Here is a 24,765-nt window from a genome sequence, read left to right on the forward strand (position 1 = left end):
TTTATATGAAACTCATTCCTCTGCTAAAACAGCCGCGTATTCACTGACTATTCTAATGTAAAACTTCTCATAACATTATGTTTCGTATTAATAATTTTGTTTATAAAGAGGATTTGCAATGCAGAAAAAGCATTGGTCAAAAGTTCAGTTATTGCACGAGGTGGTCACCAATCCCAATATTATAGTCAAAGGCCAACATAGCTATTACAGTGATTGCTGGGATGCTGGCTTTGAGGGATCAGCAGTGAGATATCTTCATGGTGATGAAGTGAGCCGTGAGTGGGAGCCTAAGTGGCCTATCGATAAACTTTATATCGGGAACTATGTGTGTATCGCCGCCGAAGTTGTGATCTTAATGGGCGGAAATCATACGCATAGAGCGGATTGGTTTTGTTTATATCCCTTTATGGATTTCATCGAGGAGGCCTATGTAGGTAAAGGCGATACTCATATTGGTGATGGGGCTTGGTTAGGCATGAGATGTATGTTGATGCCAGGGGTGACGATAGGTGAAGGTGCGGTTGTTGCCGCAAATAGTGTTGTCACCCAAAATATCGAACCCTACAGTATTGTGGCGGGATCACCCGCGAAATTAATCAAGTATCGGTTTGATAAAGACGTTATTACTGAGTTACTGGCGTTAAAAATCTACGATTGGCCTGCCGAAAAGTTTGAAAGCTTAAAGCGGTATTTGTGTTCGGCGGATTTTGACGCGCTCAGCAAAGCGATCACTCGCTATGACCAATCCGTACATCAAAGCAAATAACCGTTAGTCCCAAAGTGAAAGGTCGCGCTCAGTCGAGGCCTTTTACTTATCCTGCCTTAAATCTGCTTTTGGGCGCTTTCGCTAAGTCGACCAGTTCTTCGATGATCACCCGTAGCTTGGGTTGGAGGTAAGGGGTTTTAAGCCAAATCAGGTGGATAGGTGTGTCGTCACTGGCGAGTTCGTCCAGTACCGAGATAAGTTCACCAGTTTTAAGATAGTCCTCAACCAACCATATTGGCACTTGCGCTAAACCCACTCCCGCCAGTGTGGCCGCTAAAATGGCTTCGCAATCAGCTATTTCGTGGCGTACTGGAATGTCATAGGCCTCAGTGACCCCATCCTCATTTTTAAGTAACCAGCGATGTTGCTGCCCAAGCGGCCAGCCGACAATGCATTGGTGCTGGCTGAGATCTTCTTTGTCTTGTGGCGTACCAAGTCGAGCGAAATAGGCGGGAGATGCGCAGATCACTCGGCGTTGTTCCCCTAATCTGCGGGCGACTAAATCCACAGTGTCGCCGAGTTGTCCGACACGCACCGCCAAATCAATGCCATCATTGAACAGGTCAGTCGCTCTATCGTTAAAGGTAATAGATAACTCGAGCTTGGGATATTTTTGCGATAGCGATAATAGGGTTGGCAGTATATATCGCCGCCCAAACGTCACAGGTAAATCTACTCGCACTCGACCTGAGGAATTTGCTGTTCGCTGCCGAGTCGGCTCTGTGCATTGTCTAGGATTGCCATGGCATTTTGGCAATCTGTGAGGTATGAATCGCCATCATTGGTTAAGCTCACACGCCTTGTGGTGCGGTGCAGCAGCTTAGTGCCTAAGCGGGTTTCTAATCGCACTATGCTTTTACTGAGTGCCGAACCAGTCATGCCTAACGCCTGCGCCGCTAAGGTAAAACTGCCGAGCTGGGCAACTGTGACGAAATGGCGTATCTCAACAAATTGATTATTTATCACGGCAATTAATTCCTTATAGGACTTAGTGAAGGTCATTTTAGTGACTTAATCATGGCAAGTGAATCGCGTAAGCAACTACCACAGTATGAAAATGAGCGTTAACGTACAAGCGAACGTCATTTTGTAATTGATTAAAAAGGTTTTTCTATACAATCAACCTTAACCTCCTATTGAGTGAGCTAACTATGAAATCGTCGAATAATCTGCAAGGTAAAGTGGCTTTTGTACAAGGTGGTAGTCGTGGTATCGGTGCCGCCATTGTTAAACGTTTAGCGAGTGACGGCGCAGCGGTTGCCTTTACCTATGTTTCATCTGAGGCGCAGTCGCAATTGCTAGTTGACGAAGTTATCACCCATGGTGGTCAAGTCATTGCCATTAAGGCCGACAGCACAGAGCCGGAGGCGATTCGTCGTGCCATCCGCGAGACCAAAGCGCATTTCGGTGGCTTAGATATAGTGGTCAATAATGCGGGCACGTTGATTTGGGATAGCATCGAGAACCTGACGTTAGAGGACTGGGAGCGAACTGTTAACACTAACGTGCGCAGTGTGTTTGTGGCGAGCCAAGAAGCGGCGCTGCACATGAATGACGGCGGCCGCATCATCAATATCGGTAGCACCAACGCTGAACGTATTCCGTTTGTAGGTGGTGCGATTTACGGCATGAGTAAATCGGCATTAGTCGGTTTAGCCAAAGGACTCGCGCGGGATTTAGGCCCACGAGCTATTACAGTGAACAACATTCAGCCAGGCCCTGTGGATACTGATATGAACCCTGATAACGGTGATTCATCTGAGCCCGTTAAGGCGATGGGCGCCCTAGGGCGTTTTGGTAAAGCCGAAGAGATCGCAAGCTTTGTTGCCTTTATCGCGGGCCCAGAAGCGGGCTATATCACTGGTGCGAGTTTGATGATTGATGGTGGGTTTTCTGCATAAGCTTTGTCTGTATTTATCTTTTCGGCAAAAAGTTTGATTCCAGTCATTAATAAGCCTGCACAAGAGTCACTCTGGCGGGCTTTGCTTAAGTTGTGGCTATTTATGCAGAATCAATATGTTAGAGCATAAAAACTCCTTGAGTATGATGGTAAGAACTTAGGTCGTTGTTACTCAAATTATCCGTCAGCAAAGCGTGGTTTTATTGAAATGGTGGACTATGGCTTGACTCAGGCAAGGCAAAATAATTTGCTTGTTGATGAACTATTGTTACAATCCGCCGGTCTTATCTTCAGCTATCTGTTGAAAGACACTCATTTTTTATCTTTATTATCAAAGAATAAGACGAAGGGAAATCCAAATATCTAAGTTATCGACTAAGCAAACAGGCAACCTATGGGGCGTGATGGTGTTTACCATTCTGACCTTGTTCTGTTTGACTCAAAATAGTGGAATACTTAACTTGTTGCTCAAGGAGTCGAGCGCGCAAGCGATGTCGGCTACGTCTTTTTCTGGTGCTAGTTTTAGCGCCAACTCAGTTTTAAACTCAAGTTCAGCTTTAAACAGCAGCTCAGCTTCAAACAATATGGCTAGCCACGCCGATGCTCAAGCGGCGGGTACTGAGCTGGTCAAAAGTGAACCTAAAAAATGTGAATTGTCTGAGAAATCGATCCGAACCTGTATCGACACTCCGAGTACCATCCCATTTCTTATCCTGCTGTTCCTACTGCCGTTACTTCCCCGCGCCTCCCGCGTGATAACACTGTTACCCATACAAGGTTATCAAGCTAAACCTAGGCGAATACATCTCACACATTGTCGCTTTCAAGAATAAAAACTTATTTATCAATTTGATAGGTGGGTTTGTTTAGGCATGCTTTCTCTCAGTCAATATTTGACTTTTCTCGCCAGTTTGCCGGTAGAAAAGAAAGTTAAGCGGCTGCAGAACATCCGATTTTACACATCACACCTCCCTATCTGACTGCTTGAACTTAAGCCTGCTATCACGCTGATGTTTCTTAAGCCATAACGATATTGGTAACCAGAACATAGCGTTAGCCAATATTTATATGGCCTAGAAGCAAGGTAAGCATGCACGCAGCAGCACAGAGTCTTGTTTAACTTAGTTTGGTCTAACAGCGCTTAAGTATTGCAATGGCAAATGCTGACGATATATCGAAGAGATTAATATGCAATTGAATAACAAACAGTTAATGCATATTTTGGGGGACAAAATGAGTACATTAAAATCCATGTTAACCAGATTCTGGATACTCGCCTTGATAGTGACGAGTCCGTCGCTAATGGCCGCATCGACGGGGTGGTTGGTTAATGATAATCACCCTCCAGCCAAAGTACGTTTTATGCTAACGGGGGAGGTTGATCCTGCAACGAATACTTTGCCCGCTGTGCTTGAAGTACAACTTGAGGGCGATTGGAAAACCTATTGGCGTAGTCCTGGGGAAGGCGGTATCGCGCCGACGATAAAATGGGATGGCTCACACAATCTACAGCAAGTGGATTGGAGATGGCCTGCGCCAGAGGAATTCTTATTATTGGGATTACAAACCTTTGGTTATAAAGGTAATACCACCTTCCCATTAACCCTAAAAGTCGATGATATCGCTGCTCCAACTCAGCTGCGCGGCAAAGTGACCTTGTCGACCTGTACCACCATCTGTGTACTGACGGATTATCAGATTAGTCTCGACTTCACGCCTAATGCGCTGCAAGCGGATACCGATGCTATGTTGGCTTACAACAAGGCCGTGTCGCTTGTGCCACAAAAAGTGTTGACCCAAGAGGGCCAAAATCCTGCCATGACAATGGGTTGGGATGCCGCCAAAGGTCAACTTGAAGTCAGACTCAATGATGCCAATTGGCAGCAACCCACAGTGATTATCGATGGCGAGCCAGATACCACATTTAAGCTAGTGAGCTTAAAACCGAGTGAAAGCGATGTTAACGGCAAGCAATTGGTCGGTATTTTTAGCGGTAAAAGTTGGCTGGGTGAGCCCGAAGTCTTAGGTAAATCGCTGAACATGACTGTCGCCGATAGCGAGCGGGCGTTGGAATACAGCGCCGAGGTTAAGCCTGTGGTAATTACCCAAGAAAGCACCTCGATATTTGGCATGATTTTGTTAGCGCTTATCGGTGGTTTGATCTTAAACGTCATGCCCTGCGTGTTACCAGTGCTTGGCATGAAGCTCAGTTCAGTGGTGGCCGCGCCAGATCTTAAGCGCAATCAAATCCGCCAACAGTTCATCGCATCAGCGCTGGGGATATTGGCCTCATTCTGGTTACTCGCTGGCTTTATCTTAATGCTTAAGCTTACAGGGCAGGCGATTGGTTGGGGCGTGCAGTTCCAAAACCCTTGGTTTATCGGCTTTATGGCGCTGGTGACCACAGTTTTTGCATTCAATATGTTAGGTGTATTTGAGATTAACTTACCCTCTAACGTGCAAACCAAGTTAGCGACGACGGGCGGCAATAATAACAGCGGGCACTTTTTACAGGGCATGTTTGCGACGCTACTGGCGACACCGTGCAGTGCACCATTTTTGGGTACTGCGGTCGCCTTCGCCTTGGGCGCCGATGTACTGAGCTTGTTTGCCATCTTCACTGCGTTGGCCGTGGGTATGGCGTTCCCTTGGTTGATTGTGGCGGCATTTCCGCAAGTGGCGGGTTATTTCCCTAAACCCGGTCGCTGGATGAACACAGTCAAAGTGTTTTTCTCCGGCATGTTGCTCCTCACCAGTTTGTGGCTGATTAGCCTGTTGGCTAGCTTTATTGATGTGTTCTACCTCTGGCCATTAGCTGGTGTCATTACACTGATATTTATGGTGTTTATGGCTAAAAAATATGGCGCGATTGCCATTGTGAGCTGCTTAGGTATCGGCATTTTACTGTCGGCGGTTATTGCATTTATGACGGCGAACCAGTGGGCTAAACCTTTACCTGCGGATCTTGCTTGGACGCCATTGGATCAAGCATTGATTAATCAGCAGGTCGCCCAGGGCAAGACAGTATTTGTCGATGTCACTGCCGATTGGTGCATTACCTGTAAGGCCAATAAAGTTGGCGTGATCCTGCAAGACCCTGTTTATAGCCTGTTGCAACAGCCGCATATTTTGCCGATGAAGGGCGATTGGACTACGCCTTCTGAGCCCATTACTCACTACCTGCAAAGCCATCATCGTTTTGGGGTGCCATTCAACGTGGTTTACGGCCCGGGTGCACCGCAGGGGATTGAGCTGCCGGAAATTCTATCGACTGACCTTGTGCTCGCTGCGATTGAGCAGGCCTCAGCGTCCCTTGAAAAGTCATCAGTAGCGGCAGAGAAATAACGCTAACGAACAGCCATTCACTCGGACATGTCATTCGGCAATATCACTGGCGAGTCTCATTCAATAGCGAGTCGAGTGGCACTCAACAAATACTCAGGTCAGGGATAACTCTGACTTAAGACAATGGAAATCGATTATGAAACAGACAATTGAAGCACAAAACATCACTGAATCAATGCAGAATACTCAAGTCATCGGAGGCACTAAGATGTCGAAATTTAGCTCTTTATTCAAACATCGCAAGTTGCAGATGTTTGCTGTCTCGGGTGTCGCCATGACAATGCTGGTGGTTTCCTTGCCTTCGGTGAGCACCATGGCCTATGCCAAGGACAGCAGTTTATCGGCTGCCCAGCAGCAAGAGGTCCGAGCGATTCTTAAAGATGCCTTGATCAATGATCCTGACCTAATGAGAGAAGCAATTATTGCGTGGCAAGCAAGGGAGCAAGAGGGTGCCAATACAGCCATGCAAACGAGCCTAGTAACCCATCATAAAGCCATGTATGAGACCAAAAGCGATCCGTGGAAGGGCTCTGCGACACCTGAGATTGAGATGGTGTACTTCACCGATTTTAACTGCCCATACTGCAAGAAAATCGAGCCTTCGCTGAACCAGCTGATTGAAGAATTTCCGCAGTTAAAAATCATAGTCAAAATGGTGCCGCTGCAGGGCGAAGGCTCTAAAATGGCGGTCGATTTTGCCCAAACGGTTTGGTTAAACGAGCCTGAAAAGTATCTCAAGGTGAAGGATATGTTGATGTCGAGTCCGCGTGGGCTCGATGCCGCCGCCATCGCTAAGGTCGCTAAACTGACGGCAACCGAGCGTTGGGTTGGCAACACAGATGAGCGCGTGGCTAAAATGGTAGATGACAATGTTAATTTAATGAATGAGTTAGGTATAGGTGGCACTCCAAGTATGATAGTGGCCGATACGCTTATTCCCGGATTAGTGCCTTACGAAGTGTTAAAAGAGCAGCTTGAAGCCGCGATTGCCGCTAAAGATAAGACGCAGAAGAGCAGTTAAGATGCCGCCAAAGGAAACTGAAAATATGAGCGCCGAACAGGTTTCGATATCTTTACCTAAACGCATATTGGGCTGGATTAAGCAGCTGGCACTTTGGCTGCTCATTGCTCTTATCGTGACCAGCGTGATGGACATCTGGCGCGGCAAAGATATCCCGCGGGATAATTTGCCGCAGCTCCAAGGGACGACGTTGGCAGGGGAAGCGCTTGATATTGCCACGTTAAGTCAAGATCAGGCGGTATTAGTGTACTTCTGGGGCACTTGGTGCCCTGTGTGTAATTTTGTCAGCCCGGCAGTCAATCAAATGTCGGCCTATTACCCCGTGGTGACGGTTGCCATGAATTCGGGGGAGGATGAGAAACTGAGAAAATATCTTCAGCATCAAGGCTATGGCTTTGACACTATTAATGATAGTGACAGCAAGATTGCCCGTGATTGGTCATTGCAGGCGACGCCAACCATTATGATCTTTAAAGAGGGTGATCTAAAACACTATACGACAGGCTTTACTAGCCTACCCGGTATGTGGTGGCGAATGATGTTCACTTAGAAGTGATGCTTCAGGGGCTGTTTTAGGAGAGAAAAAAAGCGCTAATCTTGGTTAGCGCTTTTGTATTATCAACTTATTTCAGGACTAGAGAACTAGCTGAAAGCTTAGGATTTACTTCACTAAAGTGAGCAGTGGTGCCTGACTCACAACTTGGAAGTCGAGCGCCATAGTCACACTGAGCGCCGTAATAGTGATGATTGAAAAACCAAACACTTGGCGAGCCCAGCGTTGCATGTCGACGCCGTGGCGATAACCTTTTAGTGCCATGGCAAGCCACCACAGGCTAGTGGCACAGGTGACTGCCATAAAGGCGATACCTGTGTAACCCGCGAGTGGTAACAGCGCACTGACTAAGGCGAACACAGCAATATAAAGCACGATATGCAGTTTTGCCTTGGTCATGCCTTCTGCAACCGGCAGTACTGGAATATTGGCTGCCGCATAGTCATTAAAACGGAAAATCGCGATGGCATAGGAATGCGGCATCTGCCATAGACTGAACATCAACAGCAAAATAGCTGCGCCCATGTCCATTTGCCCTGTCACACTGCAATAGCCAACCACGGGCGGTACTGCGCCCGAGAAGCTGCCAACTAAAGTGCCATACACTGAGTTACGTTTCATGTAGAGGCTATAAACCCCCACATAAACGATGTAACCAATAACGGCAAATAGCAGGGCTAATGCATTGGTAAACAAGGCTAAGATGCTAAAGCCCAACACGCCTAAGGCGAGTCCAAACGCGAGTACGTTACCCACGGCAATTTCGCCCGTGACGGTCACGCGTTTGCAGGTTCGCTGCATCTTGGCGTCGATATCACGGTCAATACAGTTATTGACAGCGCAGCCCGAGGCTACAACTAAGGACAATCCCACTAAGCTCGCCAGCATCAAGACCAAATTTACGTCGCCTTTGGCGGCTAATAAAAAACCGCCAGCAACGGAAATCAGATTCCCGAAAATGATGCCAGGCTTAGTAACCTGCACATACCCTTTGAAGCGTGCTTTCCATTGCGGTGACATAAATCTGTCTTGTGTTTGCATAGACTGTTTCTCGTTACATCATCAAAGCGTTGGCTTCGAGTATGATCCACACCGACAAGCCGACGACCATGACAATAATCAGGGCGGTAAACAGGAAGGAGAAGGTGTTCACTTTGCCTTCTTTCGAGAAATCTAAGTGCAAGAAGTACTTAAGATGTACCACTATCTGCACTATCGCCATCACTAGCACTAAGCTAAGGGTGGTCGCTTTCTCGAAGTGATGGGTCATTACCGCCCAAAATGGAATGGCAGTTAATACCACTGACAGCACAAAGCCCATTAGATATGACTTAATGCTCGCGGCCAGATCGTCAGTGCCATGGCTAGGCTTATCAGTATGACTATGTGCGCTCATTACAGTGCTCCCAATAAATACACGACCGTGAATACACAAATCCACACTATGTCGAGGAAATGCCAGAACAGGCTTAAGCAGCTCAGGCGGGTGATGCTGCGATGACCTAAACCGGTTTTCGCCACTTCAATCATCATGATCGCCATCCAAATCAGACCTGCGGTCACGTGCAAGCCGTGCATACCTACCAGAGTGAAGAAGGACGACAGGAAAGCGCTGCGCTGTGGGCCATTGCCATGTTCAATCAGGTGATGGAACTCATAGACTTCCATCCCGATAAACACACAACCGAGGGCGAAGGTGACGAGTAACCAAGCCAAGGTCGCGGCTTTGTTATGGCGCTTAGCAAAAATCAGCGCCATGCCATAGGTAATACTACTGACGAGCAGGGCGGCAGTTTCGATCAGCACAAAGTCCAATTCGAAAATGTCTTTACCCGAAACGCCACCGTCCGTGTTCATGTAGAGCACTGCATATGTTGCGAAAACCGAGGCAAACAAAATGCAGTCGGTCATCAGGTAAATCCAAAAACCAAACAGGGTGTTGCCACTCGTATCATGGTGTTCGTGATGATCTTCTGCGTGAGCTACTTCTAAATCTGCTGGGATTGCAATACTCATATCAGCCCCTTACTACATTGTTTAAGTGGGCATTTTCAATGCGAGCCACTTCATCGGGTTGCACGTAATAGTCGACGTCATTGTTATAGGCACGGAATAAGAACACGATAAACGCGCCCACTAAGCCCACAATGGCTAACCAGAGAATGTGCCAAATAGCGGCAAAACCCGCGGCAGTGATCCCCAGCGCCATTAAGATACCGCTTGAGGTATTTTTCGGCATATGGATTGGCTGATAGTGTTTGAGGCCTTGATAAGCCACGCCTTTTTCTTTCGCATCGGTAAAGGCATCGATATCAGCAACCTGTGGCAGCTTAGCGAAGTTATAGAACTGTGGTGGTGAAGCGGTTGACCACTCTAACGTATGGCCATTCCATGGATCGCCCGTAGTATCGCGGTTTTGGTCGCGGTCACGGATACTCACATACAGTTGAATAAACTGCAGAATGATACCGACCATGATGATGCAAGCGCCCACAGCGGCTAAGTAGATCCACACGTTCCACGCTGGGTTATCCGTATGGCTAATTCTGCGCGTCATACCCATAAAGCCTAATACGTACAGCGGCATAAAGGCCACGTAGAAACCGATTTGCCAGCACCAGAATGACGCTTTACCTAAACGCTCATTCAAGTGGAAACCTGTCGCTTTCGGGAACCAGTAAGCAAAGCCTGCTAAGTAACCAAATACCGCACCACCAATAATAGTGTTATGGAAATGCGCGATTAAAAACAAACTGTTATGTAGAACGTAATCGGCTCCTGGTAAGGCTAATAGCACACCTGTCATACCGCCTATGGTGAAAGTCACCATAAAGCCTAGCGTCCACAACACAGGTACCGTTAACCGTAGGCGGCCACGGTAGATAGTGAACAACCAGTTAAACAGTTTCACCCCGGTTGGAACCGCAATCACCATAGTCATCACCCCGAAGAAGGCGTTGACGTTGGCACTTGAGCCCATAGTGAAGAAGTGGTGTAACCAAACGATGAAACCTAAAATTGAAATCGCACCGCTCGCCCACACCATAGAGGTGTAACCGAACAAACGCTTAGCCGTAAAGGTTGAGATCACCTCGGAGAAAATACCAAAAGCAGGCAAAATCAGGATGTAAACTTCAGGATGTCCCCACGCCCAAAATAGGTTGATATACATCATGGCGTTACCGCCACCGTCATTGGTGAAAAAGTGGAAATCCATGTAACGGTCGAGCGTTAACATAGCTAACACGGCGGTTAAGATTGGGAATGACGCGACGATCAAAATGTTCGCCCAAGTACAAGTCCAAGTGAAGATTGGCATTTGCATCAGCTTCATGCCGGGGGCGCGCATCTTCAGTACGGTGGCGATAAAGTTCACCCCGGTTAAGGTTGTCCCTATGCCTGAAATTTGCAGTGCCCAGATATAGTAATCGACTCCAACCCCCGGACTGTAAGCCAGTTCTGATAGGGGGGGATACGCCACCCAACCTGTTTTAGCAAATTCACCTAAACCCAATGAAATATTGATCAGCACAGCGCCAGAGGCGGTCAGCCAGAAACTGAGGTTATTCAAGAAGGGGAAGGCAACGTCGCGGGCGCCAATCTGCAGCGGCACCACTAAGTTCATTAGACCTATCATAAATGGCATCGCCATAAAGATAATCATGATCACGCCGTGGGCGGTGAAGATCTGGTCGTAATGTTCTGGCGGCAGATAACCTGCTGCGCCGTTGGTGGCGAGTGCTTGCTGGGTACGCATCATAATGGCATCGGAGAAGCCACGAATGAGCATCACTAAAGCCAACACTATGTACATGATACCGAGGCGTTTATGGTCAACTGAGGTTAACCAATTATTCCAGAGTACGCTCCATTTTTTGTGTTTAGTGATCAAGGCTGCGATATACAAACCTACCACTGCGACGACCGCTAGGGTCACCATGATGATGGGCTCGTGATACGGAATCGCATCTAAGCTTAATTTACCGAGAAATGACATGATTACTCCGCCTCCACTTTGTGAGTGGATGAGTGCTCTAATGATGAAGGTTCTGTGGATGAGTCTTGTGTTAATGACGGTACAGAAGGTGCTGAGCTATCCATGTCGGCCATGTTCTGTGTATTTTCCATCGCGTGCTCGCCTGCCATATGTGCCATGTCGTGCATACCTTTCATGTCTGCCATGTCAGATGTGTGCTCAGTGCCCATGTGTTCCATGCCTGCGTGCATGTCCATTCCTTCGTGACCTTTCATGCCCTCATGTGAGTCCATGTGCATGTATTGCATCACGATTTGGTCAAACATCCCTTTGCTCACTGAGCCAAAGTATTCAACTGGATTGTATTCACTCGGTTTAGCCAGTGTGGCATAGGCCGCTGAGTCCAATGTCTTGCCCTGTTGTTTTAACTTGGCAACCCATGCCTCGAAGTCAGCAGGTGTTTGAGTGGCAATCGCTTTAAACTTCATGCCCGCAAATCCGGCACCGCTGTAGTTAGCCGAGATACCGTCGAAGGTGCCGGGCTCGTTAGCGATCAAATGCAGCTTAGTGGTCATGCCCGCCATAGAATAAATCTGGCTGCCTAACTGAGGGATGAAGAAGGAGTTCATTGCAGTGTCAGAGGTGATCTTAAAGTTCACCGGCACATTGGCTGGGAACGCCAACTCATTGACCGATGCCACGCCTTGTTCTGGATAAATGAATAACCATTTCCAGTCCAGCGACACTACTTCAACCGTGACGGGTTTCGCTTCGTGTTCTAAAGGCTTGTATGGATCAAGATCATGGGTCGAACCCCAAGTGATCACACCGAGCACTATCACGATCACAATCGGCACTATCCACACTACGGTTTCAATCGCCGTTGAGTGTGCCCATTTAGGCGCATAGATTTCCTGATCACGGCCATCGCGGTATTTCCACGCGAAGTACAATGTCATGGCAATCACAGGGATAACGACAATGAGCATGAGTAGGGTGGCGACGATAATCAGGTGTTTTTCATCGATACCGATTTGGCCCTTAGGGTCCAACACACCGCCATCACAACCCGCGAGCATGAGTGCTACTGCCGCGATTGCTGCTTTACTTAATTTTCGAATTAACAAAGGAAGATTCCTCTAACCCTAAGGTTTACAACTCTGCCAAGCGTTAACCGGCAGTCGCACTAAGCGGCGTTATCTGAGCGCAAATCCTGAAACCCAAGAGGCATGACACAACAATGTGCCGCCATCCCGAGGCAAATCTAAGATCAGCTTTCAGTGCTTAATGCTTAATTTGAATTTAAAAACAGAGGGTTAAAATGGCGGAGCGCGACAACCGTGGGCGGTATGTTCGAGGGATTTTAGCCTTGGGGGTGCTAAAAAAAGTGAAGCGTTAGTTAAATCGAGATGATTGAAAAATTTGAAGCAGCAGTCGATTAAATGCCATAACTGCAGAATAACGAGGGGATTGAGTAATAACAGGCTGAGCAAACTAGCGCCGATAAACTCGGCTAAAAAGCCATTGCTGAGGCTGATTAATTCACTAATATCGATACAACCGCCGATCAACACGGATAAAACGTCAGCAATAGGCAGCACAAACAATAACCCGAAAAACAGGGCTAGATTTGTCATGCTAAAGGTTGAAAGCCGAATAGTTAGGTTCAATCTTTCAGCAATGAATTGGCTAAGAGCTAATTTCAATTAATGAGTCCGGCTGAACGGGAAAAGGAGTCAGTTGGCAGAACAAAAAATATTCAGCATGTAACTTTTTTATGCGGCAGGAGGATACCAAGAAGCGGCTATTGAATGAAAGCGGATCCCCGTAGTAAAAGGGCTTAAGTATTAAAAAAACCTTAATTAAAACCAAGTTAGAACGTTAATTTTACAAAATTAACAGTATTTAAACTGATTTTGTTCTCATAAAATAAAAAATTGTGAAGCCTATCATTTATTCATTTTGACTAAAGTTGATTTGCTCGTGGCGTCATTGAGTTGATTACAGCCCCTATAAACATGTTAGCTTTACCCGCAAAAAGACTAAGCTTAACTTCTATGGCGGGGCTAATGTTGCCGATAGTTGTCTTGATGGGTTAGCTTGTTTGTCGCAAGATTGGGCTCGCCAAGTTTGGCTGTGTGATTAAGTGCATTTGAGATCGGCATCTCAAATAAAAACATCACGTTAAATGAGTGATTGTGTCAGTCATTTACGCTATTTACATTAGATAAACCGATTATTAAACTGTGAACTTATCTCGCCCCTGATATGTGCTTGAGATTGAGCCTGTGAGTAGGGCATGATGCTTCTCAATTCTTGAAGTGCGTCATCATGAAGGACTACACATAAAGTCATTTATCCCATACCTTAAGGTAAACATTTTCATCGCCTTAGCTTACGTTATTGTAGGTGAAATTGGTTTGATGATTGCTTTGCCGCCTGGATATTCTGCTGCAATTTGGCCTGCCGCAGGTATTGCCATTGCCGCTTGTGTTTTATGGAAGGAATATGCGCCTTGGATTGGCGTGTTCATTGGTTCTTTGTTGATTAATCTCAACATCAGCGGACATATCCATTGGGGGTGGTTGCCCTTTGCGATTTCAATTGGCTCATCTATACAGGCAGTGCTTTCTGCCTATGTTCTTGGGCGAGTCGATCATTTATTCACCCTAGATAATCCTAACGCCGTCATTAAATCCTGCTTGAGTTTAGCTTTAACTTGTACAGTAGCGACTGTTTTTGGCAATTTCTCCTTAGTGATTAACGGTACGATTCCACAGTCCGATTTACTGGGTAGTTTAATAAATTGGTGGACTGGGGATTTGCTCGGTGCCGTGATTTTTATCCCTCTGACTATGTTGCTATTTGATAAGCGAGTTATTTGGCGTTCTCGCCGCATTCAGACGGGTGTGCCTCTGCTGGTGGGCTTTTTATTTTGCGTGGGGATTTATTACTACTCAGATATGAATCAGCGCCAACAGTTACAGGATAAGTTTCTGGTTCAATCTAATGCGATTATTAGCAATATTGAAAGTTTTCAAGATGCGAACCTCCAACAAATTGTTGCCTTAGCAAGCTTGTTCGATAATAGCGAGCAGGTTTCTGAAGATGAGTTTGTACAGTTTGGCAAACGCAATATGTTGATGAAGGATGGCTTTAGAGCTTGGTCTTGGTCACCGCTTGTGGCGGCAGCCGATCAGCAAAGTTTTGAGGCATCCATTCGTTCTGTGGTTGGTGGTTCCTACAAAGTGACTCGTCCCGAAGGCTGGCAGGCGAATACTGATGGTTGGCTAGTCCCTGTGATGTATATTCAGCCGCAGATAGGTAACGAAGCGGCCTTGGGATTAGATCTCAATAGTGAGCCGACGCGAGCCGCAGCCATCGCAAAAGTGCGTGCGACGTTAGCACCCGTGATGACGGCCAAGATTCAATTAGCACAAGATCCCAATGGTCCTGGTGGTACTTTACTCATTGCTCCTGCTTTTGACCGATTGGGTAAGATCTCAGGGTTCTGTTCAGCCGTAATTGATTTGCAAGGCATTATTGATGATGTTGATAGTGTAAAAGGGTTGCAGTGGCAACTGACAGATATGAGTGCGGGCGGTACCTTACTTTATAGCAATACTCGAAAATCGTTCCCCGAATTTAGCAGCAAGCTCTTCAGCGATAAAACTGGGCAGTATTTTCAGGCAAACCTGATGTTAGCGGATCGTCATTGGCATATAGTGATTTATCAATCCTATGCGGTGCTGATGGGCGATACTTTTAGCTTATCGCTACTGATGCTGCTGCTCGCCTTTATCACTTGTGCGGTCGTGGGCGGCATGACACTGGTTTCCTCCGGCGAGCGCCAACGTATTGCCGAAAAAGTGACAGAAAAAACCATGGCATTGTCGAAGGAAATTGCCCGCCGTCAGGCTTTTCAAGCTACCTTGGTTGAAAGTGAGCAAAAATATCGAAACCTATTTGATAAGGCCCCTGTGGGGCATGTGCTTAAACGTTTAGATGATGGTCAATTTGTGGCGATTAACCCCGCCTTTCAAGCGATTACGGGTTATTCACTCGATGAGCTTAATCAACTTGATCCTTGGGATCTTACCCCAAAGCGTTATCAATTAAGTGAAACTGAGCAATTAGAGCGCTTAAAGCAGACGCGCCGTTACGGCCCCTATCAGAAGCATTATTTACATAAAAATGGCCAATTAGTGGCGGTGCGCCTCAACGGGGCTTTAGTTACTGGTGCTAATGGTGAACAGCTAATTTTGTTTATTGTCGAAGATATTACTGAGCAGGAGCGTACCGTTGCGCGGGTAAATCTCTTGGCGCAAGTATTTCAGCAGAGTGGTGAAGGCATCACGATTATGGATGCCAACGATATTATTGTGGATGTGAATAGCGCATTTTCTCAGATCACGGGTTATTCCCGAGAGGACATTATTGGTAAAAACTGCCGTTTTATAGAGGCTGAACGAACGGATAAAAGTATCGATTCTCAAGTCCGTGCTGCCCTCGAACAAACGGGTTTCTGGCAAGGTGAAGTCTGGGATAGGCATAAACAAGGCTACGATTTCCCGAAATGGTTGATGATGTCTGTGGTGCGGGATGATTCTGGTGCCGTGAGTCACTATATTGGCAGCTTTACCGATATCAGTGAGCGTAAAGTCAGTGAGGAACGCATTCATTTCCTTGCCCATCATGACTCTTTGACCTTATTGCCTAATCGACTGAGCTTGCAGTCGCGCCTCGAAGTGGTGTTTAAGGATGCTCTGGTATCCCACAGCCAAATAGCGGTAATGTTCATCGACATGGACCACTTTAAAAATATCAACGATACCTTGGGCCATCATGTGGGCGATCAACTGTTGCTAGAGGTGGCCCGACGTTTGAAATACATCGTTGGTGATAATGATACTGTGGCGCGTTTGGGGGGCGATGAGTTTGTGGTTGCCTTGTCCGATACGAACCATGATGAAGTGGCCAGTTTAGCCGAGGCGCTGCGCAGTGGTTTGAGTCAAACCTATGTGATTAATAATCAAGCATTACATTCATCGCCAAGTATAGGGATCAGTTTATTCCCCAATGATGGTGACAGTGTTGAAGCCTTGATGAAAAATGCCGATATGGCCATGTACCGCGCAAAAGCGGCTGGACGCAATAACTATCAATTCTTTACTGCGGCAATGAACACTTTGATCACTGAGCGCCAGCATATTGAAACTGGCCTGAGGCAAGTGTTAGCAAACGACGAATTACGACTGCATTATCAGCCACAAATTGATATTAGAAGCGGGCAAGTGGTCAGTGTCGAAGCGCTTGTGCGCTGGCAGCATCCCGAATTTGGCATGATAGCGCCTGACCGTTTTATTCCCATTGCCGAAGAGATCGACATGATCATCCCAATTGGCCAATGGGTGTTAGAAACGGCGATGGCGCAGCTTGCTGTTTGGCGCGCTGCGGGTGCCACTGAGTTGCGAATGGCAGTGAATCTGTCGGCACATCAACTCCGTAAGGATACGATAGTCGCCGATATTACCAATGTGCTGGTGAAGCATAAGTTGGGCAAAGGAGCGCTGGAGCTGGAGATCACCGAGAGTGTGGCGATGCAATATCCTGAGCAGAATGCGCGCCTATTAGCGGAATTACGTCAACATGGTATCGAACTCGCCATCGATGATTTTGGTACAGGATATTCCTCTTTATCCTATTTGAAACTCTTGCCCTTAGACAGGTTAAAGCTCGACCGATCCTTTGTGAAGGATATTGAGACCGACTCGAATGATGCAGCCATTAGCGCTGCAACTATTTCTATGTCCCATGAATTGGGGTTAACTGTGGTCGCTGAAGGGGTTGAAAACGAGGCGCAATTGGTATTATTGTCGAGTATGGGGTGCGACTTAGTGCAAGGGTTTTACTTTAGTAAACCCTTAGCGGCAGAAGAGTGTTTCCGCTTTATCCAGCGTAATTTATAACGGCAGAGTGTTGTTGTTTTTCTAATGCTGGCGCAGAGTTGGACTATACTTGAGTTCGCATTATGCATGCGTTAATCAAAATACTAAGGATGGTTTTATGCAAGTCATCTTCACTAAAGGTACTCAGCGTTATGGCCAGTTGCGCTGTGTGCGCATGGACGGTAGTGCGACCCAAACCCAAATGCCAGAACAAGGTATAGCACCTCACGATATGATCCACTATGTGGTTGAAAAACGCCTGCATATTCAAGGCGCTTTCTTCTCGCAGATCAGAGCTGGCGCCGATATCAGCTTTACCTTAGAGCATAATGAAACCTCCCGCGCCATCGCTGATAAAACGGAGGTGTGGCAAACCGAATCCATAGTTGAGACCCTGCAGTCGCTACTGTGGTCGGGTGAAACGCCAACCTATGACGGCTTTATTTATCTGTTAGAGCAAGCCTGTAGCAGTCGAGACTTAGCCGTTCCTACTGTTAACCAAACAGATTTTGATCATATTCTCAATGAGATTATGGATTTGAGTGTTGAGTGGCAGGGAATGGGTGAAGGTCAGTCCTTGACCTTGAAGTTCTGATCTATTGATTAGGGCGGTGAGTGGCTAAATACCTTCCCCTAAAAAGACTTTGGTATAGCGCGGCTGGATCCAAGCGCTATCACCTTTGTTTATGCCAAGTTGTTTAAATTGCACTTTAGATAATTCAACATGGATCAGTTGGTTATCTAGCTCAGTTAGGACTTCTAATCTTACTGCTGGGCCAACTATGGTTACTAAGTCTAAACTGACTTTAAGGGCATTTTCAGTTGGTTGTGTCAGTACTTCGATTTCGTGTGGGCGCACATAGGCTAAGCCTTGTTGCTCTTCGCTAATAGTGTGCTCTGGTGAGGAAATGTGGATATTGCCTATAGTGCTATGCCCTTGTTTTACCCGGGCATGAAATAGGTTCACATTGCCAAGAAACTCGTACACAAAAGGATTGCTTGGATTGTCATAGACTTCTTCTGGCGTACCTTGCTGCTCGATACGACCTTGATTCATCACCACGATTTTGTCTGCGACTTCGAGTGCTTCTTCCTGATCATGGGTCACAAATACGGTAGTGACATTAATCTCATCGTGTAAGCGTCTTAACCAGCGGCGTAATTCTGCGCGGACTTTTGCATCGAGCGCGCCAAAGGGTTCGTCTAACAGTAGCACTTTAGGTTCGACCGCAAGCGCACGGGCGAGTGCGATGCGTTGCCTTTGACCGCCTGAAAGTTGTGATGGATAGCGATTAGCAGTCCAATCTAATTGGACGAGTTTGAGTAATGAATGCACCTTATCGGCAATTTCTGACTTACTCGGCCGTGTGTTTCGTGGTCGGACTGTGAGTCCATAGGCGACATTTTCGAATACAGTCATATGTTTAAACAGGGCGTAATGCTGGAATACAAAACCGACACCGCGTTCACTCACATGCTGTGTGGTGATGTCTTCGCCATTAAATCTGACTATGCCACTGTCGGCCTGTTCGAGTCCGGCAATAATCCTGAGTAACGTTGTTTTGCCTGAGCCGGATGGACCTAAAAGGGCCGTCAGCTCTCCGGTTTTGATCTCTAAATTGACCGAGTCAACGGCAACAAAATCACTAAAACGCTTATTAACTTGTTGAATGTGTATGCTCATAATGCTCTGTTCCCAAGGACGTTGCGTTTAGTTAATTTGATGTTTGCGCTCATCTTTCCACTCCACAAGGCTTTTCAGCACGATAGTGACCAGTGCTAAACCTGTAAGCAGGGATGACACGGCAAACGCGGCCGTAAACATGTATTCGTTATAAAGCACTTCTATGTGTAGCGGCATAGTATTGGTCTCACCGCGAATGCGCCCAGAGACCACAGCTACCGCACCAAACTCACCCATAGCACGGGCATTACATAGGATCACTCCATAGAGTAAGCCCCACTTAATGTTCGGCAATGTGACGTACCAAAAGGTCTTTAAACCACTGGCACCTAAGGTGAGTGAGGCTTCTTCTTCATCTTTGCCCTGTTGCTGCATCAGTGGGATGAGTTCGCGGGCAATAAAGGGCAAAGTGCCGAACATGATGACAATGACTATGCCCGGAACGGCAAAAATCACTTTTAAATCATGGGCAGCAAGCCAAGGCCCAAACCAGCCTTGAGCACCAAAGAGGATCACAAAAATCAGCCCGACCACGACGGGTGAAATAGCGAAGGGCATATCGATTATCGAGATCAGTATGGTTTTGCCTCTAAACTCAAATTTAGCAATGGCCCAAGCGATGGCGACACCAAAAATAGCATTGGTGGGCACAACAATAATTAACACTAACAAGGTGAGGCGAATGGAAGCGAGCGCATCGGGATCGGTCACGGCTTGCCACCAGACCTTGAGACCCGCTTCGAATGCGCCGTAGAGCACAACCGCTAATGGCAAAACCAGAAACAGTGCGAGAAAGCTTAATGCGATCCCGATTAAACTCCACTTTATCCAAGGTGCCTCAGTGGTAGCGTGATGATTTACAGTCAATATTTGGCCCATAGACTTAACCTCTTTTACTCGCCCACCACTGTAGGCTATTAATTAATAACAATAAGAGGAAAGCTGCTGCGAGCATGACCACCCCGATAGCCGCAGCGCCGTTATAGTCATATTGCTCAGCTTTTGCCACTATCAGTAGTGGAGTAATTTCGGTGCGATAGGGCAAATTGCCCGAGATAAAAATGACGGAACCATATTCGCCCACAGCACGCGCAAAGGCTAAGGCGTAACCCGTTAATAATGCAGGTAATATCGCAGGTAGGATCACTCTTCTTATGGTGGTTAATCGATTAGCCCCGAGGGATGCTGAGGCTTCTTCAAGTTCCTTTGAAAAGTCTGCTAAAACCGGTTGTACTGTTCGCACGACAAAGGGTAAACCAATGTAAGTTAAGGCGATCACAACCCCAATTTGACTGTAGGCGACTTTAATACCCCATAAATGTAAATATTGGCCTACCCATCCGGTAGTCGAATAAAGCGTTACGAGCGCGATGCCTGCGACAGCCGTCGGTAAGGCAAAAGGCAGATCGACTAAAGCATCGACGACTTTTTTACCAAAAAATTGATAACGTACTAACACCCAAGCGACGAGAGTCCCAAAAATGGCATTAATGCTGGCGCCAATAAAAGACGCCGTAAATGACAGCTTGTATGAGGCTACAACCTGAGGATGACTAATTGCGACCCAAAAGTCAGCCCAACTCATTTGCAGCGTAAACAGAACTAATCCGGCTACAGGAATAAGAAATAGCAAACTTAAATATAAAACTGAGAAGCCTAAGGTAATACCAAATCCAGGTAGCACAGATTTTATGACAACCTTGCTCATATCATTATTCCGTTGCGAGATAAGTGAAACCAATGGGCGGTTTCGTATTAATGAAACCGCGTAAAAGATTACTTGCTAATCTTGGTTAAAATAGAATCGAATTGACCACCATCATTAAAATGCGTTTTTTGTGCTTTGTTCCAGCCACCAAAAACCTCATCAATGGTAAAGAGCGTCAGTTGTGGAAACTTGTCTTTGTATTGCAACGCAATGTCTGGGTTTGTCGGGCGATAAAAGTGTTTTGCAGCTAAGTGTTGTGCTTCATCAGTATAGAGATGTGCTAAGTAAGCTTCTGCTAACTTACGTGTCCCTTTGCGATCGACATTTTTATCTACCACTGTCACTGGTGGCTCGGCAAGAATGCTGACACTTGGAACAATGATTTCAAATTCACCTTTTCCTAACTGCTCAACTGATAATATGGCTTCATTTTCCCAAGCGATGAACACATCGCCAATGTTACGCTGTACAAAGGTATTGGTTGCGCCACGGGCGCCAGAGTCCAGCACTGGTACGTTTTTATAAATCTGAGTGACAAACTCTAACGCTTTTTCTTCTGAGCCGTATTGCTTCAGTGCATAACCCCAAGCGGCGAGATAGTTCCAGCGCGCCCCACCTGAAGTCTTAGGATTTGGGGTAATGACTTCTACACCTTCACGAACTAAGTCATTCCAGTCATGGATATTTTTGGGATTTCCCTTGCGAACCAATAGCACTATGGTCGAGGTATAGGGCGAGCTATTGTGTGGTAGGCGACTTTGCCAATTTTCAGGAATTAAATCCGCTTTTTGCCTTAATGCATCAACGTCATAGGCCAGTGCCAGAGTGACAACATCCGCTTCTAATCCATCAATAACTGAGCGAGCTTGCGAGCCTGAGCCACCGTGAGATTGACGTATGGTTGGGGCTTTATGGCCTTGTTTTTGCCAATATTGGCTGAAGAGTTGGTTATATTCCCGATAGAATTCACGGGTTGGATCATAGGAAACATTCAATAGCGTATCTTCAGCGAGTGCGAGAAAACTAGCCGAGGCCAAAACTAAGGTGAGTGTTGCTTTTTGTAGGTGAGATAAAATATTCATACCGAAATCCTCATATTATTTAATAAGGCTTCCGGTTGACCGGTCAGCGATGTGGCCTAACTGTGTTGATTGGGTGGTAAATTTCGTTTTTATTTTGACGGCGTAACTTGGTCTAAACGAATTTTTTCTTTCTTTTCTAATTGCACTAATTTCCCATGGTGAAAGGTTAATTCCACTGTCCCAAACTCAATTCTACCCAGTAGTTTTTCTAAACTATTGACGAGCACGGGGATCACGGTTTGTAGATCTTCTTTGGTTGCCATATCAGTCCTCATGTAAGTGGTTTTTGACAACGTAATTGGAATTATAATCAAATATCGATAACTAAAAAGTTACATTTTGCGATTTGATATTCTTTTATGTAATAAGTGTGTCTTTTGTGTGTTTGAGTTTGCGAGATCGTTAGACTGGATCCGAGTTGTACTTTCTATTTGATAGATAAGATTACCAATAAGCACATCAATGAGGGGCCACTGTCCATGTCCGGAATCGACATTAATGTGGCCACTTAACCCTAAGTTGATTGTTGGGAATCCAAATTTCTTTGCCAGTTTTGCAGCTTGATTAAAGGGCATCCAAGGATCGTTTTCACTGGCAATGACAAGCCCAGTGACACCTAAGGGATGTTTTGGCAACAAGTGTTTGATCGTTTGAGTGCCATCGTGTTCAGGCAGAATGTGTCCATTCTCAGAAAATCGTGCTGGTGATGCTGGCGCGACTAAAATAGCTGCTGCTACCCGCTGTGGATGATGAGCGATGGCAAGGCTTGTCGCTAAACAGCCAAAACTGTGGGCAAGGATGATGATTTCACCTTCGATTTGATCGATTGCGCGGCAAATGGCATTGGCCCAGATATGAATCTTAGGCTCCAATAGTGGTAAGTCATTGACCCATATAGCTGATTCATATTTTTGTGCAATCCAACTTTGCCAATGTAAAGGGCCGCTACCACCAAACCCTGGCACAATTAATAAGGTTGCCATATTTCATCCTCCAAGATGTGAGTTTATAAGAGAGCCAAATGACGACCGGATGAAGCCAGTTTGACTCGCACTCTGACTATATCTACAAATTTGGTTATTAAAATTGTTATTTGTAGTTCATTTTGGAATATGAGATATATTTAGGATATTAACTCTGGAGGAAGTTGCCTTTGTGAGGTGATGTTACAGATAAATAATCCATAAAAATGCCCAGTAAGAGGGTGAGTCTTCTGGGCACTCGTTTTCAGTTTATATCTTGTTATTCCCTATGACGGCGTTCTTGGCTTTGAGTTGATCGACCTTGGTTATGTTCTACCGAGCGAGCGGTTTGCGCATTTTGGCGTGGCTCACTTTGTCTCACTCTCACTTCTTCGTGTTGTCTAGGCGCCGCTTGTCTTGGTTGTTCAATCCGTTGTGGCTCTGTACGTCTTGTTTCAGGTCGTGGCGTTTCAACTCTTGGGGTCATAGTTCTTGGTTTTTCTTGCCTTTGTGACTGTGCCCTTTGTTGATCGATATTACGCGGCTGTGACTCCCGAGTTTGGTATTGCCTTTGCTGAGGCTCCTTTGATGACATTGGCTTTGACTGCACGGGTCTTGATTGCATGTCATTACGCTCCTTGTGGGTTGGTGTTTGTACCATAGTCGCTGCGCGACGCTCCTTTAACTCGGCTTGTGTTTTCTGATAACTCGGCGTGCGGTTATCACGTTCACGGCTGACGTTGTGATAGTCTTTATTATCACGACTTTTATTGCCCTGATTACTCATATTACCCAGATTACTATGGGTATCTTGGAGTTCTTTAGACTTCGAATATTGGCTATTGAAGTGCTGTTTACTGCCGCTTGAGTGTGAATCTCTGCCGCGATATTTATCATCATGGTAATAGCGTTGTTTCACCACTGGATTGTGATAACTCACACCGCGTCTATGTTCGGGTTTATGTTTCCAAGGTTGTGCGCCATGGCTAACACTGTATCTTTCCCGTGGGCGATATCGGTGTGAATGGCGATAGTCGATCACCACCACTTTATGGTTGTGCCAGTGGAACGAACTGAAGAAGTAGTTAAAGGAAATATGGATGCCCGGTGACCAGTAGAAATGGTTATGACTCGGACGATAGGGATAGCCAGCATAGCCGCCAAATTCCCAATATACAGGAGGATAAGCCACACCCCAACGCCATGTGCCGTAAACCACGCGTGGATCGTAATAGGGGACGTAGACGATTTCTCGCTTAGCGGGTTCTATGATGATCTGATTGTTGGCGCGTGTAATTGCCATGTTATCCATGTCTGCTAAGCTATTCGCTTTATCAGCCTGTTGTCTTAGGGACTGAATGCTGTTCATCACTTGGCCTTCATCTTCTAAGAAGGCTTCACCGAGTCTTTGAGTCCATTCGAGATCTTCACTCATTTTTTGCAGCAGCGTCGGGAAGGCCAGCAAGGCTTTGACGCTCGGGTCCCAGTCCTGATCTTCGGCTTGCGACATAATTTGGTCGATCGATGATTTGGGGCGCTGGGTTAACCAACGCTGTGCCTGCACTATTTCGAGTGGATAAGTTGAGGCAATAAGTATGTGGGTCAATAAGCTATCGGGATACAGGGCAATAGGCGCCAGCATTTGTTCGAGTTCGGCTTGGCTTGCCGCTGTGCTCGATCCTTGGCTCGCAGATATGCCTGCAGCCTGTGCTGTGGTAGTGAAAGGCAAGGCCACTAATGCCGCCGTTAACACTAGCCAATTCCATCGATGTAGTCTGTTCATGGTTTGCTCCAATAATCCTGTTCGAGGATGTTATGGG

The 24,765-nt window shown here is 46.4% G+C and carries 21 protein-coding genes and 1 pseudogene; 8 read left to right on the forward strand and 14 right to left on the reverse strand.

Annotated features, from left to right (window positions below; genetic code table 11):
• Positions 1 to 118 precede the first annotated feature (118 nt).
• The gene (locus HUB64_RS22285; RefSeq protein WP_012588864.1) at positions 119 to 766 is read left to right on the forward strand and encodes a CatB-related O-acetyltransferase; all 648 of its coding nucleotides are present in this window, start codon (positions 119 to 121) and stop codon (positions 764 to 766) included.
• Positions 767 to 812: 46 nt separating this feature from the next.
• Here HUB64_RS22285 and HUB64_RS22290 read toward each other — a convergent pair.
• Positions 813 to 1,732 (reverse strand): annotated as a pseudogene (locus HUB64_RS22290) (LysR family transcriptional regulator).
• A 185-nt stretch (positions 1,733 to 1,917) separates the two neighbouring features.
• Between HUB64_RS22290 and HUB64_RS22295 the strand changes: the two are divergent.
• The 5 genes from HUB64_RS22295 (at position 1,918) to HUB64_RS22315 (ending at position 7,582) form a co-directional block, all read left to right on the forward strand.
• A complete protein-coding gene (locus HUB64_RS22295) occupies positions 1,918 to 2,667 on the forward strand; it encodes a 3-oxoacyl-ACP reductase family protein (protein ID WP_173497836.1) in 750 nt (249 codons plus the stop codon).
• 403 nt (positions 2,668 to 3,070) lie between these two features.
• The gene (locus HUB64_RS22300; protein ID WP_173497837.1) at positions 3,071 to 3,499 is read left to right on the forward strand and encodes a hypothetical protein; all 429 of its coding nucleotides are present in this window, start codon (positions 3,071 to 3,073) and stop codon (positions 3,497 to 3,499) included.
• Between the two features lie 400 nt (positions 3,500 to 3,899).
• A complete protein-coding gene (locus tag HUB64_RS22305) occupies positions 3,900 to 6,011 on the forward strand; it encodes a protein-disulfide reductase DsbD (protein ID WP_173497838.1) in 2,112 nt (703 codons plus the stop codon).
• A gap of 136 nt (positions 6,012 to 6,147) precedes the next feature.
• On the forward strand, positions 6,148 to 7,032 hold the full coding sequence (locus HUB64_RS22310) for a thioredoxin domain-containing protein (protein ID WP_173497839.1): 885 nt from the start codon (positions 6,148 to 6,150) through the stop codon (positions 7,030 to 7,032).
• A gap of 25 nt (positions 7,033 to 7,057) precedes the next feature.
• Complete coding sequence (locus HUB64_RS22315; protein ID WP_173497840.1) at positions 7,058 to 7,582, forward strand: protein disulfide oxidoreductase; 525 nt, start codon at positions 7,058 to 7,060, stop codon at positions 7,580 to 7,582.
• 111 nt (positions 7,583 to 7,693) lie between these two features.
• On the opposite strand, the gene cyoE is transcribed toward HUB64_RS22315, so the two are convergent.
• From cyoE to HUB64_RS22345, 6 genes are all read right to left on the reverse strand, one after another.
• Positions 7,694 to 8,626, reverse strand: a complete 933-nt coding sequence (gene cyoE, locus HUB64_RS22320; protein ID WP_131525506.1) for a heme o synthase — start codon at positions 8,624 to 8,626, stop codon at positions 7,694 to 7,696.
• A 13-nt stretch (positions 8,627 to 8,639) separates the two neighbouring features.
• The gene (gene cyoD, locus HUB64_RS22325) at positions 8,640 to 8,981 is read right to left on the reverse strand and encodes a cytochrome o ubiquinol oxidase subunit IV (protein WP_011787512.1); all 342 of its coding nucleotides are present in this window, start codon (positions 8,979 to 8,981) and stop codon (positions 8,640 to 8,642) included.
• Complete coding sequence (cyoC, locus tag HUB64_RS22330) at positions 8,981 to 9,601, reverse strand: cytochrome o ubiquinol oxidase subunit III (RefSeq protein ID WP_011787513.1); 621 nt, start codon at positions 9,599 to 9,601, stop codon at positions 8,981 to 8,983. The genes cyoD and cyoC overlap by 1 nt, the downstream gene beginning before the upstream one ends.
• Before the next feature lies 1 nt (position 9,602).
• Positions 9,603 to 11,582: a cytochrome o ubiquinol oxidase subunit I gene (gene cyoB / locus HUB64_RS22335; protein WP_105250684.1), complete on the reverse strand. Its 1,980-nt coding sequence runs from the start codon at positions 11,580 to 11,582 to the stop codon at positions 9,603 to 9,605.
• A gap of 2 nt (positions 11,583 to 11,584) precedes the next feature.
• Positions 11,585 to 12,688: a ubiquinol oxidase subunit II gene (gene cyoA, locus HUB64_RS22340; RefSeq protein ID WP_173497841.1), complete on the reverse strand. Its 1,104-nt coding sequence runs from the start codon at positions 12,686 to 12,688 to the stop codon at positions 11,585 to 11,587.
• Positions 12,689 to 12,877: 189 nt separating this feature from the next.
• The gene (locus HUB64_RS22345) at positions 12,878 to 13,267 is read right to left on the reverse strand and encodes a hypothetical protein (RefSeq protein WP_173497842.1); all 390 of its coding nucleotides are present in this window, start codon (positions 13,265 to 13,267) and stop codon (positions 12,878 to 12,880) included.
• 615 nt (positions 13,268 to 13,882) lie between these two features.
• Here HUB64_RS22345 and HUB64_RS22350 point away from each other — a divergent pair.
• Together HUB64_RS22350 and HUB64_RS22355 are read left to right on the forward strand one after the other, a co-directional pair.
• Entirely contained in the window at positions 13,883 to 17,530 is a 3,648-nt protein-coding gene (locus HUB64_RS22350; protein WP_173497843.1) for an EAL domain-containing protein, read from the forward strand.
• A 97-nt stretch (positions 17,531 to 17,627) separates the two neighbouring features.
• Complete coding sequence (locus HUB64_RS22355) at positions 17,628 to 18,104, forward strand: cytoplasmic protein (RefSeq protein WP_113940220.1); 477 nt, start codon at positions 17,628 to 17,630, stop codon at positions 18,102 to 18,104.
• A 24-nt stretch (positions 18,105 to 18,128) separates the two neighbouring features.
• Here the strand turns inward: HUB64_RS22355 and HUB64_RS22360 are convergent, their stop codons facing one another.
• From HUB64_RS22360 to HUB64_RS22390, 7 genes are all read right to left on the reverse strand, one after another.
• Positions 18,129 to 19,193 (reverse strand): sulfate/molybdate ABC transporter ATP-binding protein, encoded by a 1,065-nt coding sequence (locus HUB64_RS22360; RefSeq protein ID WP_173497844.1) that lies wholly within the window; start codon positions 19,191 to 19,193, stop codon positions 18,129 to 18,131.
• 27 nt (positions 19,194 to 19,220) lie between these two features.
• Positions 19,221 to 20,072, reverse strand: coding sequence for a sulfate ABC transporter permease subunit CysW (gene cysW / locus HUB64_RS22365; RefSeq protein ID WP_173497845.1), 852 nt, complete (start codon positions 20,070 to 20,072; stop codon positions 19,221 to 19,223).
• 4 nt (positions 20,073 to 20,076) lie between these two features.
• Positions 20,077 to 20,901, reverse strand: coding sequence for a sulfate ABC transporter permease subunit CysT (cysT, locus tag HUB64_RS22370; protein ID WP_173497846.1), 825 nt, complete (start codon positions 20,899 to 20,901; stop codon positions 20,077 to 20,079).
• Positions 20,902 to 20,969: 68 nt separating this feature from the next.
• The gene (locus HUB64_RS22375) at positions 20,970 to 21,983 is read right to left on the reverse strand and encodes a sulfate ABC transporter substrate-binding protein (protein ID WP_173248321.1); all 1,014 of its coding nucleotides are present in this window, start codon (positions 21,981 to 21,983) and stop codon (positions 20,970 to 20,972) included.
• Between the two features lie 89 nt (positions 21,984 to 22,072).
• Positions 22,073 to 22,246, reverse strand: coding sequence for a YezD family protein (locus HUB64_RS22380; protein ID WP_105250676.1), 174 nt, complete (start codon positions 22,244 to 22,246; stop codon positions 22,073 to 22,075).
• 69 nt (positions 22,247 to 22,315) lie between these two features.
• Entirely contained in the window at positions 22,316 to 22,966 is a 651-nt protein-coding gene (locus HUB64_RS22385) for an alpha/beta hydrolase (RefSeq protein ID WP_173497847.1), read from the reverse strand.
• Between the two features lie 259 nt (positions 22,967 to 23,225).
• A complete protein-coding gene (locus tag HUB64_RS22390; RefSeq protein WP_173497848.1) occupies positions 23,226 to 24,728 on the reverse strand; it encodes a DUF3300 domain-containing protein in 1,503 nt (500 codons plus the stop codon).
• Positions 24,729 to 24,765 lie beyond the last annotated feature (37 nt).

Source organism: Shewanella sp. ISTPL2 (assembly GCF_013283205.1).
Lineage (GTDB): Bacteria > Pseudomonadota > Gammaproteobacteria > Enterobacterales > Shewanellaceae > Shewanella > Shewanella oncorhynchi.

Bases quoted from the DNA above. Each gene is read 5' to 3' on its own strand.
- HUB64_RS22285 (WP_012588864.1), top strand. From the start codon at position 119: ATGCAGAAAAAGCATTGGTCAAAAGTTCAGTTATTGCACGAGGTGGTC.
- HUB64_RS22295 (WP_173497836.1), top strand. From the start codon at position 1,918: ATGAAATCGTCGAATAATCTGCAAGGTAAAGTGGCTTTTGTACAAGGT.
- HUB64_RS22300 (WP_173497837.1), top strand. From the start codon at position 3,071: ATGGTGTTTACCATTCTGACCTTGTTCTGTTTGACTCAAAATAGTGGA.
- HUB64_RS22305 (WP_173497838.1), top strand. From the start codon at position 3,900: ATGAGTACATTAAAATCCATGTTAACCAGATTCTGGATACTCGCCTTG.
- HUB64_RS22310 (WP_173497839.1), top strand. From the start codon at position 6,148: ATGAAACAGACAATTGAAGCACAAAACATCACTGAATCAATGCAGAAT.
- HUB64_RS22315 (WP_173497840.1), top strand. From the start codon at position 7,058: ATGAGCGCCGAACAGGTTTCGATATCTTTACCTAAACGCATATTGGGC.
- cyoE (WP_131525506.1), bottom strand. From the start codon at position 8,626: ATGCAAACACAAGACAGATTTATGTCACCGCAATGGAAAGCACGCTTC.
- cyoD (WP_011787512.1), bottom strand. From the start codon at position 8,981: ATGAGCGCACATAGTCATACTGATAAGCCTAGCCATGGCACTGACGAT.
- cyoC (WP_011787513.1), bottom strand. From the start codon at position 9,601: ATGAGTATTGCAATCCCAGCAGATTTAGAAGTAGCTCACGCAGAAGAT.
- cyoB (WP_105250684.1), bottom strand. From the start codon at position 11,582: ATGTCATTTCTCGGTAAATTAAGCTTAGATGCGATTCCGTATCACGAG.
- HUB64_RS22355 (WP_113940220.1), top strand. From the start codon at position 17,628: ATGCAAGTCATCTTCACTAAAGGTACTCAGCGTTATGGCCAGTTGCGC.
- HUB64_RS22360 (WP_173497844.1), bottom strand. From the start codon at position 19,193: ATGAGCATACACATTCAACAAGTTAATAAGCGTTTTAGTGATTTTGTT.
- cysW (WP_173497845.1), bottom strand. From the start codon at position 20,072: ATGGGCCAAATATTGACTGTAAATCATCACGCTACCACTGAGGCACCT.
- cysT (WP_173497846.1), bottom strand. From the start codon at position 20,901: ATGAGCAAGGTTGTCATAAAATCTGTGCTACCTGGATTTGGTATTACC.
- HUB64_RS22375 (WP_173248321.1), bottom strand. From the start codon at position 21,983: ATGAATATTTTATCTCACCTACAAAAAGCAACACTCACCTTAGTTTTG.
- HUB64_RS22380 (WP_105250676.1), bottom strand. From the start codon at position 22,246: ATGGCAACCAAAGAAGATCTACAAACCGTGATCCCCGTGCTCGTCAAT.
- HUB64_RS22385 (WP_173497847.1), bottom strand. From the start codon at position 22,966: ATGGCAACCTTATTAATTGTGCCAGGGTTTGGTGGTAGCGGCCCTTTA.
- HUB64_RS22390 (WP_173497848.1), bottom strand. From the start codon at position 24,728: ATGAACAGACTACATCGATGGAATTGGCTAGTGTTAACGGCGGCATTA.